The organism is Marinobacter sp. NSM, assembly GCF_052380025.1.
Classification (GTDB): domain Bacteria; phylum Pseudomonadota; class Gammaproteobacteria; order Pseudomonadales; family Oleiphilaceae; genus Marinobacter.
Genome location: NZ_JBQTCK010000001.1, coordinates 408344 through 421858, shown reverse-complemented (window position 1 = coordinate 421858; position 13515 = coordinate 408344). Strand labels below are relative to the sequence as shown.

The window sequence follows — 13515 nt, the reverse complement described above, 5'->3', positions numbered from 1 at the left end:
GAGGTAGTTTTCAAAGCGTTAACCGGTACAACTGTACAACCCTTTCAAACACTTCTTCCGTCACCGGAGTCTGTGATGAGCGACACCCTGGATACCCTTGAAAATATTACCTATGACGAATTGAACGAGGGCGATTCTGCCACCTTCACCCGGACACTGACCGAAGATGAGCTGGTATTGTTTGCTGCGGTTTCGGGCGATGTGAACCCGGTACACCTGGACTCCGAGTTTGCCGCGGAGTCCATGTTCAAGGAGCGCATTGCCCATGGAATGTGGAGTGGCTCTCTGATTTCTGCCGCACTGGCCACGGTCATGCCCGGCCCCGGCACCATTTACCTTGAGCAGAGCCTGTCGTTCAAGCGCCCGGTCAAACTGGACGACACCCTGACCGTCACCCTCACCGTACTGCGCAAAGAACCGAAGAATCGCGTGGTACTCCAGTGCGATGTGCGCAATCAGAATGACAGCCAGGTGGTTACCGGCGAGGCGAAAGTCATCGCCCCCACCGAGAAAATCTTACTGCAAAAGCCACGCCTGCCGAAAATTACTATCGAAAGCTGAGGTCGGATTCTGTCAGCCCGGGAGGAAATCAATCGGGAACCGAACCTTCCGGGTTTCGACATTGTCAGCACCAAAGTTGAACATCTGTACCCGCATGGCAATGCGCTGCTCCAGGGCCGGGTTGCCCAGCTCTGAGCTGACCACCTGGCATGCGGACACCGAGCCGTCCGGCTCTATTACCAGCTCCAGGGTGACCTTGCCTTCCAGCGTCGGGTCCTGTCGCAGCTCCCGCTGGTACAGGCCATAGAGCACACTTTTCTGGGTATCGAACACCTGCCGGATATTGCTCATGGCCCGCTCACCTACCGACGGCCTGGCAGGAGTTGCCGGGGCGACGGCCACTTCCTTGGGCGCAGAGACGGTTTGCATGCTCTGTTCCGCCAGCTCCACCTCCCGAGTCGGCCCCTCACGGCTCTGGACTCCGCCGCTTCCAGCCAGTACCCGAGAGCGTCGGTCCTCCGGTTCCTGGCCATCGACCACGGCAGCACCGACGTTGGCGGTCCGGTTCTCAGGCCGGGCCGTTGGCTCGGGCGCCTTCAATGCCGCGAGCCGGTCTTTCATGGCGAACAAACCAGACCTCGCAGCGTTCTCCCTGGCCTGCTCGGTTGTCTGCTCTGTTGGCGCCGCAACTCTGGGCTCCGGACGAGGCTCTGGATCGGCCACGGCTGGTTCGGTTTCTGCCTGTTCAGGCGCGGGCTCAGGTTCCGGTACTTCAACCACAACGGGCCTGGGCGCTTCTACCAGTTGCGCCAGGCGCGGCGGAATGCGTTCTGCTTCTGATCGTTCCGGTTTGGGGATCTGCAGGTTGGGAATGATCAGCGCCGGCACCAGAAACAGCGCAAGCATGACCGCCAGTATCACACCGAAACGCGCGCTCTCGTTGCCATCCCTGCTCCACGGCAGGCGTGTAGAGTGCAACCCTGGCCTGCGCTCAGCCATTGCGCACCTCCGCCTCTACCGCCAGCCGGACCTGTCGGAAATCCTCGTCCACGCAGGTTTGCATGATCTTGCGCAGTAACCGGTAGTCGGTCTCTTTCGCCGCCATGATGGTGACTTCCAGTCCCTGATCTGGCACTTCCGCCCAGCGGCCCCGGCGATACGCCAGCTCCTCAGACAGGCCCGCAATGTGAGTGTCCGAGGCCTCAATACCGTCCAGCCTTGCCACTTCCCGGCCCTGAACCAGAATAGACCGGCCACTGATCTGCACGGTCAGATTCTCCACGGCTTCTTTCTCCGCCGTCGAGGTGGGCAAAGGCACGTCTGCCGTATTCTGCATGACCTTCACATCGGAGGAATTCACCATCAGAAAGAACACCAGAATGGTGAAGATATCCATCAGCGACACCAGGTTCAGGCCACCGGCCTTGTGCATCCTGCCGTAATGGCGTTGGCGCAGACGGGCGCGGCGTGATGCCTTCATACGCCACCTCCGTCTGCTGCCGGGGCACGCTGAGCCAGGGAGCGATCTTCGCCTGCATCCATCAGGGACACATCGGGGAACAACTCAGCCTCCACCACGCTGGCGGCAACGACTGCCGGGTAAGAGCGGACTGTGTCCATAACGGTTACCAGTGTCTGATAATCCACATCCGGGCCTACTTCCAGGGTTACGTCGGTCTTTTCGGGCATACGGGCCTTGATCTGCTGAAGAACAGTGCTGAGCCCCTGAAAGTCCTGGCCCCCATCCTTGACCGGAAGCACTTCAATCAGCCCACGCTCACTGTCGGCCACTTCCAGGCCACCCGGAATAACAGTGACCACCAGCCGGAAATTTTCAGAGGCTGGCGCCTGCCCGGCTTCCATCCCGGGAAAATTCAGCTCGATCATGCGGATCTGGGTGAATACCATGCCCAGCAACAACACCGGTACCAGCACAATCATCAGGTTCAGAAACGCGGTAATGTCCAGATCCGCCTGAGCCGTCAGCCTGCGATGTCTGCGTCTCATATCGCCATACTCCTGTTTACACTGGCTGAAACACGAAGTGCATCAGGCGGCTACCCTGCCGGCGTCGGGATCTGACACCATATTCAACAGCTTGACCCCGGCCATCTCGAAGCTGTCCACGATTTCATTGGTGCGGGTTTGCAACAGGGCATGGAACAACAGCAAGGGAATGGCGGATATCAGGCCAAACGCGGTGGTGTTCATGGCCACCGAGATACTTTCCGACAACAGGGTGGCCTTCTGGGCAGGATCGGCTGCGGCAACGGCGGTGAACGCCGCGATCAGGCCAATAATGGTGCCAAGCAGGCCCAAAAGAGTGGCCACATTGGCCAGGGTTGCCAGGTACTGAGTGCGCTTTTCCAGGCGCGGCAATACTTCCATCAAACCTTCTTCCATGGCGTATTCGATATCTTCGCGGCGGCTGTTATTCAGCAACCGTGAAATGCCCGCCCCGAGCACCGAGGCAATGGCACTGTCGGAGCTGGTTGCCGCCTTCATGGCACGTTGGTAATCCCGTTTTTGCAGGGCAGGCAGAATACCCCGCTCGAACGCCAGGCGATTGCGCCGCCGCACCGACCCCAGGTAAAGAAACCGTTCAAGGGTTATTGCCAGCCCCAGCGCCAACACAATGGCAATGGGGTACATGAATGGACCGCCGTCCTGAAAAAATCGAATGATGGTATCGAGCATGTCTTCGTCTCCGTTTACTGCAGGGTCACGGTTGGTTGGGGCCAGACACAGTTGCGGCTGGTTCCAGAACCAATGGGTTCAGGGATTCCCGGAACTGGCGATGGTTTTCCAGCACCTGAGGGGAAAGGGGTTGGTTAAGCTCCGGCGCCTGGCTATTGAGCTCTGCCCTGGGCCTTCTGGGCAGCGTCGGGTTCTGCCAGGGCAGAATGTAAAGCACCCTGGGGTCATCGTACCCCACGCTGGCAGACAAACCGCTCACTGTCAGGGCCGATTGCTCCCGGTCTTCGGCGGTGGCCGCCTGGAAAAAACCACTGGCCAGCACAACAATGCAGAGGCGGAGAAGATTCCGGCCGATGCTCATTGCAGCCTCCGCTCAAGGTCGGCGATCCAGCCGGCAACCAGCTTGTCTTCCTCAGCGGTCAACGCCCGGTATCGCTGGTAATGAACCAGCGCCTTATCAAGATTCAGTAGATAAAGCTCACTGATCACCGCCAGGTTGTAATGCAGCTGGGCAACGTCCGGAGCCGCCTCCACGCCCTGCTCCAGCAGGTTGGCCGCGTCCCGGAAACGGTTTTGCTGTTTCAGCAAAAGCGCCAGGTTATTGACCGTTGTCGCGTCGCTGGGGTCCAGGGCCACCGAGGTCTGCCAGGCCTTGATGGCCCCGGGGATGTCGCCGTTCTCATGGGCGTTCACCCCCTTTATGGCCCACTCTCTCGCCTGTTCCGGTGAATGCACAGGCTGCATCGCGGCCCGCTCGGGGGCTTTGCCGGGGCCAGTAGCGCAAGCGGTCAAACCCGCCAGCACTGAGATGATCAGGGCACGTTGCGCGTAGTGAAAACCTCTATGCACCTTCGTTCTCCTCCATGTTCCAGCTCATCCAGCGAAGTTCACGGTCGTAACGCCCTGGGTGCATGACGGCCAGCGCCTCCAGGCTCTGACCAATCCATTCATCAAAACCCTGGCTGGCAATGCGCCCGTGATTCCTGGAATGCAATTCCATTGCCCGCTCTTCCAGCGGCCAGGCTTCTTCTTCCAGAAGCATCTGGTATTGCATGGCTTCCAGCTCATTGAGTTCTGACGGTACCTCAGAAGCCATTAGGTCTGCCGCCAGGGTGCGATAGAGCTCGGCCCTTCGGTATAGCACCTCTGATGCCACAGTTTCTCCGGCAAAGGATTCCGCTTCGAGGAAATAGGCCTGGGCCTGCTCCATTGCCTTTTGCTTGCGTTCAAGTGCCCGCTCCAGGGGATGTTCCAGGCGGATGGCAGCAAATTCCTGAGCCACCGAAGCACCCAGGGCCAGCGCCGCCTTGCCGGCCCACAGCAGGGTTTCTTCCGAGTGCCACTGGCTCGCTGCTTCACGGGTGACCATCGCTTTCTGCTGGCGCACTGAATCAACACCGGATTCAATCAACCTCTGGCGCATGGTTTGCTGCTGCACATGGTCAGCCGCCGCATCCGGATCCGGAGCAACCGCCAGCCAATCCACATACAGGGCATTGCGCTCGGGCGATTCACCGGCCTGGTGGTAGAGCGCCGCAGCGCGTAGCTTCAGCGGCCAGGGTTCTTGCGCACGTTCAGAGGCAGCCATCAGTTCACCGGCTGCTTTCAGAGGTTGGCGGGATTCGTGGTAGGCGTAGACCAGCTTTTCACTGACCTCTTCCGTGAGCTCATGGGCCGGGTAGTCGAGCCGGAAACGGTTCAGCTCGTTAATGGCCGTTTGCCATTCAGAAGCCTTGAGCAATGCATTACTGGCATCAAAGCGCGCCCGGATGGCAATCTCGGTATTGGGCACAACGGAATTCACACGCTGGAAATGGGCGACCGCCACGGCAGTGTCGCCACGGGTCGCCGCTTTCTCACCCTGCCGGTAGATGGCTGTTGCCAGTTGCTCACGAATCTGTTCCGGTTCGTCCGGAGTTGTAGCCAGATCAGGCGCGCTGTCCACCAGCAACAGCGCCTGTCGCCAGGCCCGCTCTTCCAGCCCGAACTCCCCGGTTCTCTGGCGTACCCGGGCGGTCACCAGCCAGGTGGCATAACGTTCTTCGGTCTTTGCCGATTCAAGAACCAGTGTCGAACGGGCATACGCCAGTGCCTCATCATAGGCACCAACCTCGTACCAGCGGTTTGCCAGGTCAGCCCTCAAACCTGAAAGCCTGGGGTCCTGCGTGAAGGTTTTGCCGAATTGTTGCTCCTCACTGGATAACTCCGCCAAGACGCCTCTGGCTGCCCCGGCAGCGCTTTCCTCAAGGGTCGATTTCAACACCTTGATAGCAGCCCAACCCGCCTCGGCCGCATCGGGGTACCGCTGCTGGCCGCCCCCACTGGCGCCGTATGCGGCGCTGCGATAGTTCTCCAGAGCCTTGTTGCGGTTGCCGGCCTGTAACCGGGCATCGCCGGCCAGGTGCAACAGTTTGCCAGTGTCGCCGGAATGGCCTGCAAGTACTTCATAGTAGCCAGCCGCACTGGTCCAATCCTCTGCAGCATAATGGTAATCCCCCAGGAAGCGTGCATAGTCCCGCCAGAGAGCCTGCTGTTGGCCCTTCAACTCTTGAAACTTCGGCTGTGACTGGTACCGGGCCACATAATCTGCCCTCGCTTCACGAGCCTTACTGGTGTCGCCCTCCATCCGCCAGTAATCCACACTCTGAGCCAGGAAATCCGGAGCGGCTGAATGCTCGGGATAGTTCCCGGCGAACGCCTGGTTAATGCCAACGGCCAGATCAAAACGCCCTTCAAGGGCGTGCAAATCAGCCAGCCGGTCGTAAAGCAGGTGCGGCCAGGCCACTGGCGCTCGGTTGCCAAGCCACGCGGCCAATGTCGCAGAGTTGTCAGTCCGGGCGGCCATCAAAGCCAGCACTCGAAAACTGTCTTCAATCATGTCCAAACCAGTCTGCGGCGGATCCAGCAACGTGGCTTCGCTGGGCAGCTGTTGATCCAGCAATGCCATAAACGTCTCGGCCGACCGGTTCCAGGCCGCGGGCCCCTGTTTGAACTGGCTCCAACCCAGCATGTAACGGGCTTTCATGACCAGGTCCTGGTGACCGTCACCTTCAATCAACTGCCGATACCCGGTTTCCGCTTCCTGATACTCGCCGGCGTTATAGGCAGCTTCGGCAATCCGGAACCGGGCTTCCGGCACCAGTGATGAGCGAGGGTACAGGCCCACCAGCTGTCTGAGTCGTTGGATGGACTCTTCATGTTGTCCAGTCAGTGCATGGGCTTTGGCCATCTGATAGAGCAACTCGTCGAGTTTGCCGGAGAAGGATCCGCGGGCCAGGATGCTCTCATAGCTGGCCAGAGCCTCTTCATAAACCGCCGACTGCTGCTGATCGGAGAAGCCAATATCCTGGCCGGCACGGTCTCGGATGTTATTGAGGCGATTCAGCGCATCAATACGGACTTCAGGTTCGTCGGACTTCTCGAACAGTTTCTGATAGCGACGAGCCACCTCTTTCGGCGAGATTGCAGGCAGGGGGCGGCTTTCAAACTTGAGAAACACCGGGCGCATATCGCCCAGGGTTTCGCCATCCCGGCCAAGTTCCACACGGAACGATTCCTGGGCCTCTACGCTCCCACCTGGAACTGCAGATATCAGGATTACAGCGAGCGACAACCGACGCATAAACTGACGATTCATCGGGCAGCCTCCCCGATGTTTTCCAGCGCAAGATACTCGTATAGGTGCGCAATCTGTTGTTCGGTTTTACCCAGGGAGTGGGCCATCCGCTGCTCTTCAGCGGCAACCAGGGCCAGCGCTTTTTTATCAAGGTAGTCAGCAGCCCGGGTGCGGGCTTTGCTCACACGGGTCTGCAGGCTGGAGATCTCGTCCCGCAATTGCCGGGCCTCGGCAAGGTTGTCCCGCAACTGCTCTTGCCTGCCGGCTTCACGACGGGGCAAGGACGACAGACGCTGCCCTCCAGACTGAAGCAAACGCTGCAGCTGCCGAAGCCGGGCGATGTGATCTGCACTCAATGGGCGATCCGCAAGCTGTTCAAGTTGCCGGGTTAACGTGTCTTGCTGCTCCTGCAACGCGGTCCGTTGGCCGCCCCCACCACCATAATGGTTGTTTTCCAGGGCACCGATAAATACATCGAGATCATGCTTGCTGCTCTCCAGGGAGAACGCCAGATCATCAAGCCGGGCTACCCGACCAACCGCCGACTGCCCCTCGGCGCTCTCAAGGAAGCGAAGAAGGTAAGCCAGCCGGGGCTGGGTCAACGTTCGGCTGTCGGCAAGGAACCATTGGGTATCAACGCCCCGTGCGTCTGCCACCAGCGCCTTGTAGGCACCTTCAACACGGATTCGCTCTGCGAGCTTACCAAGCGTTACCCGCTCCCCTTCGTAAGCAGCGTTGGCAGCAAGCCAGGCTTCCCCGGCCTGCCCCGGATAGCCCGCCAGATCGTATCCACGGCCCATTCCGATCCAGGCATCGGCCACCCCGGGAAACGCCAGCGGGAATTTCTTGGCACGGTGCCAGCTCTGCATCGCCGCTCGGTGATTGCCCTTTTCGGACAGGGCGAAACCATGCAGGTACAGGGCCTGGGGGGTGTAATAGCTCTCCAGAGAGACTTTCTCAAGGAAGTCTGTGGCCTTGTCGTAATCCTGGTCGCGCACAGACAAATAGCCTGCCCGGAGATAAAGCTGATCGCGCAGATCCGCGCTACGGGCACTGTCGGGGTCTTTCGCAGCCATGGCCATGGCAACCCTCAAAGACACCAGGGCCCTTGATGGATCCAGGTCATCCCGGGCGAAATCGCCCGCCAGGTTCATATAGCCCACTGCGGCCCAGTAACCGTCGTCCATACTGGCAAGGTATTGGCCGGCACGATCCGTTTTTCCCTGCTGCCGCTGTGTTTCCGCAAGGTTTAGCAGTGCTCTTTGGCGAACCTCGCCAAATCCGGCTCGGACAACCTCCTGATACCACCGGTCAGCTTCGACCTGGTCCCCTCCCGTCTCTGCCAGTCGGGCAAGCTCCAGAGCGGCTTCGGCGCGATGAACGTTGCTGTTGAACACACGCTCCAGCAACCGTTTCGCCTCATTGGTCCGGCCACTGGCCAGCAACACTCGCGCGTTAAGGTAGTCGGCGGAATCGCCTTTGACCTGGCCGGCCAGAGGAATAGCCTGTGCGATATTCCCGGTATCCAGCGCAAACCGGGCAACACCAGTGGCCAGCTCTGTCGGCACAGACTCAGATGCGCCTGCCTGAGGCACCGCCAGCGTACAAACCACTAGCAAAGCCCGGGCAGCGCAATGAACGGTGCGAACAGGTCCCGTCATGATCGGCTACTTCCATTCCTGGAACGTGACTTCCGGCTCGTAGTCCGGAGCCCGGGCATCGAGATTCATCTGTAGCCGCAAAGTACCCGGACGTTTATCAAACCGGTGAACCACCTCACGGCGGACAAAGCGCTTGTTGGCAGCCCGGGCGTTGATCACCGTCTTCAGCTGGTGGTTGCCGTCAGCCATATTGCCAACGAATAGCTGCTGCACCCCACCCTGCTCCAACGACGTTCGTTCCGTGGCGCTGTATAGATGGGATGCTACGGGCTGATCGTTGATAAAGAGTTCAACAGAATCAAGATTGAGTGCCTGCCGGTTCCCCAGGGTCAGGAATACCGAGACACGGGTATCCACCGGGTGCAGCAAGCGTTGCTCAAGGGCATGCACCGATGCCGAATGACGGGTAACGTCCGCTGTCAGGCGGTCGATTTCATCGTCCAGCGATGAAGCTGAAACAGAGCCGAATGCCAGTGCGGCCATCATTCCGGATATCCAAAGCCCCTTGGTCCCTGGGACAATCCGGCAGTGTTGTGATTTTTGTTTGCCGAACATAATTTTCCTGCCGTGCGATCTCGGGCCCCGGCAAAACCGGGCACCGTTACAATTCGAAATAAAGAGTAACACCCGCTAACAACCAAGAACGGTATCCAATTCACCAAATGAAACTTTCGCCGGCAGTGGCGTAGGAATAAGTGTCGAGTTATTTGACAGAACAAAAGGCGGGAACGAAGAGGGCCAGTGGATATGGCCGAACTAAAAAGGTAACCAGTTGATAATTAAAGCCTATTTACCAGTGGCCCAAGGCTTGCTACGGGGAAAGCGGCGGGAGCGCCTTCTGGCAACCCCCGCTTGAATATGCCGAGCTTTGCCGATGCCCTCAACCGCATCGGCTTTTTTTTGATCCACCCACCTCGAACAGAACTACTTGCTCAGGTGTTTCATGGCGGATTCAAGCCCCTCAATGGTCAGTGGGTACATATGATTATTGACCAATTGCTTGGTTATGCCCAGCGAACCACCGCTACCCCAGTAACTTTCCGGTAGCGGGTTCAGCCAAACCACCTTGCGGAAATGCTCCGACACCCGCTGGAACCAGGTGGCGCCTGCTTCTTCATTCCAGTGCTCGATAGACCCACCGGGATGGGTAATCTCGTAAGGTGCCATGGTGGCATCCCCAACAAAGATAATCTTATAGTCCGGGGTGTACTTGTGCAGGATGTCCCAGGTGCTCAGGGTCTCATTCATGCGGCGAATATTGTTCTTCCACACACTCTCATAGATAAAATTGTGGAAGTAGAAATACTCCATGTGCTTGAACTCAAGCCTGGCGGCGGAGAACAGCTCTTCACATACTTTGACGTGTGGGTCCATGGAGCCGCCGACGTCGAAGAAGATCAGAACCTTCACCGCGTTGTGCCTCTCTGGCACCATTTTCAGATCCAGGTAGCCGGCGTTGCGGGCGGTGGAACGGATGGTGTCATCCATATCCAGTTGATCTGCCGCCCCCTGTCGAGCGAATTTACGCAACCGGCGCAGGGCCACCTTGATGTTGCGCAGCCCCAGGGTGATGCTGTCGTCGAGATCACGGTATTCCCGTTTTTCCCAGACCTTGACGGCCCGGCCGTGGCGGCCGTTCTTCTGGCCAATCCGGAAGCCTTCAGGGTTATAGCCATTGGCACCAAAGGGTGAAGTACCGCCGGTGCCAATCCATTTATTGCCGCCGGCATGGCGCTCGTTCTGCTCTTCCATGCGCTTCTTGAAGGTTTCAATCAACTCCTCAAGGCCACCCAGGGATTCAATCTTGGCTTTTTCTTCTTCGGTGAGGTGCTTCTCGAACTCGGCCCTTAACCAGTCGTCGGGGATCAGGGCTTCGAGCAGATCGTCCAGGTTCTCGATGCCTTCGAAATACGCTTTGAAGGCCCGGTCAAACTTGTCGAAGTGCCTTTCGTCTTTCACCAGGCACACCCGTGCCAGGTAATAGAACTCCTCCATGTCTGCGAACGCCAGGCGCTGCTGGATAGCTTCCAGCAGGTCAAGGAACTCTCGCAGACTGGCCGGAACCTTGGCCCGGCGCACTTCGAGGAAAAAATCGATCAACATAAAGCGAAACTCTTGCCAGAGATCAGTTGCGGCGACGTGCCATGAACGCCAGCTTCTGCAGCAGGTGGACATCCTGCTCGTTCTTCACCAGTGCGCCATACAGGGGCGGCAGTGCAGAACTGCTGTCTTTCTCTTGCAGCGCCTTGGCAGACAGCTCATCGGCCATCAACAGTTTCAGCCAGTCAATCAGCTCGGAAGTTGACGGCTTTTTCTTCAGTCCCGGCACCTTGCGCACGTCAAAGAACACTTCCAGGGCGTCACGCACAACCTGTTGCTGAAGGCCCGGGAAATGCACATCCACGATGTCTTTCATGGTGTCGTGGTCCGGGAAGCTGATGTAGTGGAAGAAGCACCGGCGCAGGAAGGCGTCTGGCAGCTCCTTTTCGTTGTTACTGGTAATAACCACAATCGGGCGCTTCTTCGCTTTCACGAACTCCTGGGTTTCGTAGACGAAGAACTCCATGCGGTCGAGTTCCAGCAGCAGATCGTTCGGGAACTCGATATCGGCCTTATCGATTTCATCGATCAACAGCACCACCTGATCATCGGCCTCGAAGGCCTCCCAGAGCTTGCCCTTGACGATGTAGTTGCGGATATCCTTGACCTTTTCATCCCCCAGTTGGGAATCACGAAGGCGGGATACCGCATCATACTCGTACAGACCTTGCTGGGCCTTGGTGGTGGATTTGATGTGCCAGGGAATCAGGCGCATGCCCAGAGCCGCGGCCATTTCTTCCGCCAACAGGGTTTTTCCGGTGCCGGGCTCGCCTTTGATCAGCAACGGGCGCTGGAGCGCGATTGCTGCGTTTACAGCCATCTGCAGGTCATCGGTGGCTACGTATTTATCGGTACCGGTAAACTTCATGTGTCTGTTTCCTGTTGGTTACTTTTTCTGATCTTCGTCGTCTTTATCGGTGTCGTCGGCTTCGGACTTGTCCGTAGCCTCGTCGTCCGCTTCTGATTCGTCCAGCTCCGGCAGATCATCAAACTCCGACAAGTCAAAGTCTTCAAGACCGAACTCATCATCGTCGTCTTCCTCTGGCTCTGGCTCTGGCTCTGGCTCTGGCTCTGGCTCTGGCTCTGGCTCTGGCTCTGGATCAGTTTCGGCCAAAGTCTCATCGTCTTCCGGCTCTTCGTTAACCGCATCATCGGCAACGGGAATCTGGTCATCTTCCGTTTCCAGAATCTCATCGCTTTCAAGCGATTCGGTCAGTTCCGGGACATCCTCGGGCTCCGGCGTTTCATCCGGTTCGCTGTCTGGCACAGCCGCTGCCACCACAGGGATCTCCGGCTCTTCCTCCAGCAGATCCTCCAGGGTCTCTCTCTCCGCTGCGGCGGCCTGCTCAGCCTCCGCAATGGACTTCTTCTGGCGCCAGGCGAAAAGCCCCAGCCCGATAATGGCCACCAGCAAGGCGGCACCCGCCCCAAATGCCCAAACCGGTATTCCCCACAACGTGCCTTTCTCCGGTACGTGAACCGGTTCAGGTTGTGGCTCCGAGGGCGCTTCTGCCTGTTCAGGCTCAGATTCAGGCACAGGCATTGGTTCCGGGTCCTCGACAGGCACCGGCGCCTCGACCGGTTCTGGCTCAGCCGGCGCCTCGGGTTCAACCTGTTCACTGAGATCAGGCACCAGAGGCTCAGACACCACCGCCAGCTCAGGCTCCTCGCCCGGCAAAGTGAAAGCGGTCATTGCACTGAATTTCCGGGAGAACGTACCGCCGTCAGCCACCACATCAATCTGGTACCGCCCGGGAGCAGGCAGACGCGTCACCGTGTCCCGATAAACGCCGTCTTCCGGTGGCTGATCACCAGACAGCACCTTGGTGCCCCGCCGGCCATCATTGGCGGTGATCGACAGGCTTACCTGCATCACGCCCAGAAAATCCGGATTCCTGATCTGCTCGGATTCCTCGAAAAACACGACCTCCAGATTGAACGGCGTTTCTTCCGAAAATTCTGGCGGCACCTCACTCACGGCCATGCGCAAGTCACTGACAACCGTCACCCGGCTACCTTGGCCGAGGTCTCCAACAATACGCCATCGCCCTGCGGCCGGTTCAGTTACACTAATCAGGTCGTAACCCGGCTCTACCGCCCACCGCACGTTGTCTGGCAGATTATTGGCCGTGAACGGCTCACCATCCGGCTCAGAGAGGGCCAGGCTTCGCACTTCGGAGTCGGAGCCGCCCGTGAGGATCAAAGCGGTAAATTCCCGGACGCCAGCATCTACGGCGAAGCCATCGCCCTCAATGGGAATCTGCTCCTGCGGTACGGCCGTGTTCAGAGCATCCGCAAACGCCAGATTGAGTGCTTCAGCGGTTTTGGCCAGTTGAAAGCTGCCGCCTGTTTCCCGGGCCAGGCGCTGCAGGAAGGTGATGTCTGCCAATTCCGACAGGCCAACGGTATGGATAGTGGCGCCTTTGGCTTTCAGGGAAGGCAGCAGGGTTTCAAGGATGCGCCGCTCCTCTTCACGGCTGGCAGCCTCTCCGCCCGGAATATCGACCTTGCCGTCACTCAGAAGAATCAGGTGGGTGTTTTCCAGGGTTCCGTCAGACAACCAGTCGTCGCTGGCCTTTTCCATAGCCAGCCCGAGATTGGTATAGAGGGCGACGGAATTGATCTGCTCGGAACGCTCAATAACCCTGTTACGCCAGGCATCATCAACAGTGGCGTGGGGTACCAGCATGTTGACATACTGGCCGAAGGTCCAGACACCGGCTTCAGCACCCGCTGGCAGCATCCGGGCCAACAAGCGCACCGCCGGCCGGCGAAGGTTCTCCGGGTCGGTTTCTTTCATAGAGCCGGAGATATCAACAATGATGCGCACGTCGGCCTGCTCGGGTAATGTCAGACCTGAATCCTGGGCACTGGACTGCGCTGGCACAAAACTGGCCAGCACCAGCATGAGGATTACCTGAACTCGTTTCATATCTACCC

Annotated in this window: 13 protein-coding genes; 1 reads left to right on the top strand and 12 read right to left on the bottom strand. The window is 58.6% G+C overall.

The window, feature by feature from the left end:
• The first annotated feature begins 75 nt into the window (after positions 1–75).
• On the top strand, positions 76–561 hold the full coding sequence (locus ACTZWX_RS02020) for a MaoC/PaaZ C-terminal domain-containing protein (RefSeq protein ID WP_444712523.1): 486 nt from the start codon (positions 76–78) through the stop codon (positions 559–561).
• Between the two features lie 12 nt (positions 562–573).
• On the opposite strand, the gene ACTZWX_RS02015 is transcribed toward ACTZWX_RS02020, so the two are convergent.
• The 12 genes from ACTZWX_RS02015 to ACTZWX_RS01960 form a co-directional block, all read right to left on the bottom strand.
• Complete coding sequence (locus tag ACTZWX_RS02015; protein ID WP_444712522.1) at positions 574–1500, bottom strand: AgmX/PglI C-terminal domain-containing protein; 927 nt, start codon at positions 1498–1500, stop codon at positions 574–576.
• Complete coding sequence (locus ACTZWX_RS02010) at positions 1493–1981, bottom strand: ExbD/TolR family protein (RefSeq protein ID WP_152438062.1); 489 nt, start codon at positions 1979–1981, stop codon at positions 1493–1495. Before ACTZWX_RS02010 ends, ACTZWX_RS02015 begins: the two co-directional genes overlap by 8 nt.
• Positions 1978–2508 (bottom strand): ExbD/TolR family protein, encoded by a 531-nt coding sequence (locus ACTZWX_RS02005; RefSeq protein ID WP_152438061.1) that lies wholly within the window; start codon positions 2506–2508, stop codon positions 1978–1980. Before ACTZWX_RS02005 ends, ACTZWX_RS02010 begins: the two co-directional genes overlap by 4 nt.
• Before the next feature lie 42 nt (positions 2509–2550).
• Positions 2551–3198 carry a MotA/TolQ/ExbB proton channel family protein gene (locus ACTZWX_RS02000; RefSeq protein WP_061331107.1) on the bottom strand — a complete coding sequence of 216 codons (648 nt, stop codon included), beginning with the start codon at positions 3196–3198 and terminating at the stop codon, positions 2551–2553.
• 25 nt (positions 3199–3223) lie between these two features.
• Positions 3224–3559: a hypothetical protein gene (locus ACTZWX_RS01995; RefSeq protein ID WP_444712521.1), complete on the bottom strand. Its 336-nt coding sequence runs from the start codon at positions 3557–3559 to the stop codon at positions 3224–3226.
• Positions 3556–4047: a tetratricopeptide repeat protein gene (locus ACTZWX_RS01990; RefSeq protein ID WP_444712520.1), complete on the bottom strand. Its 492-nt coding sequence runs from the start codon at positions 4045–4047 to the stop codon at positions 3556–3558. Before ACTZWX_RS01990 ends, ACTZWX_RS01995 begins: the two co-directional genes overlap by 4 nt.
• The gene (gene bamD / locus ACTZWX_RS01985) at positions 4040–6835 is read right to left on the bottom strand and encodes an outer membrane protein assembly factor BamD (protein WP_444712519.1); all 2796 of its coding nucleotides are present in this window, start codon (positions 6833–6835) and stop codon (positions 4040–4042) included. Before bamD ends, ACTZWX_RS01990 begins: the two co-directional genes overlap by 8 nt.
• Positions 6832–8475, bottom strand: coding sequence for a hypothetical protein (locus ACTZWX_RS01980; RefSeq protein WP_444712518.1), 1644 nt, complete (start codon positions 8473–8475; stop codon positions 6832–6834). Before ACTZWX_RS01980 ends, bamD begins: the two co-directional genes overlap by 4 nt.
• Positions 8476–8481: 6 nt before the next feature.
• Positions 8482–9030 (bottom strand): AraC family transcriptional regulator, encoded by a 549-nt coding sequence (locus ACTZWX_RS01975; protein ID WP_444712517.1) that lies wholly within the window; start codon positions 9028–9030, stop codon positions 8482–8484.
• A gap of 369 nt (positions 9031–9399) precedes the next feature.
• Positions 9400–10578, bottom strand: a complete 1179-nt coding sequence (locus ACTZWX_RS01970) for a vWA domain-containing protein (RefSeq protein WP_444712516.1) — start codon at positions 10576–10578, stop codon at positions 9400–9402.
• Positions 10579–10600: 22 nt separating this feature from the next.
• Positions 10601–11443 carry an AAA family ATPase gene (locus ACTZWX_RS01965; RefSeq protein ID WP_444712515.1) on the bottom strand — a complete coding sequence of 281 codons (843 nt, stop codon included), beginning with the start codon at positions 11441–11443 and terminating at the stop codon, positions 10601–10603.
• 18 nt (positions 11444–11461) lie between these two features.
• Positions 11462–13507 carry a vWA domain-containing protein gene (locus ACTZWX_RS01960; RefSeq protein WP_444712514.1) on the bottom strand — a complete coding sequence of 682 codons (2046 nt, stop codon included), beginning with the start codon at positions 13505–13507 and terminating at the stop codon, positions 11462–11464.
• Between the last annotated feature and the right edge of the window lie 8 nt (positions 13508–13515).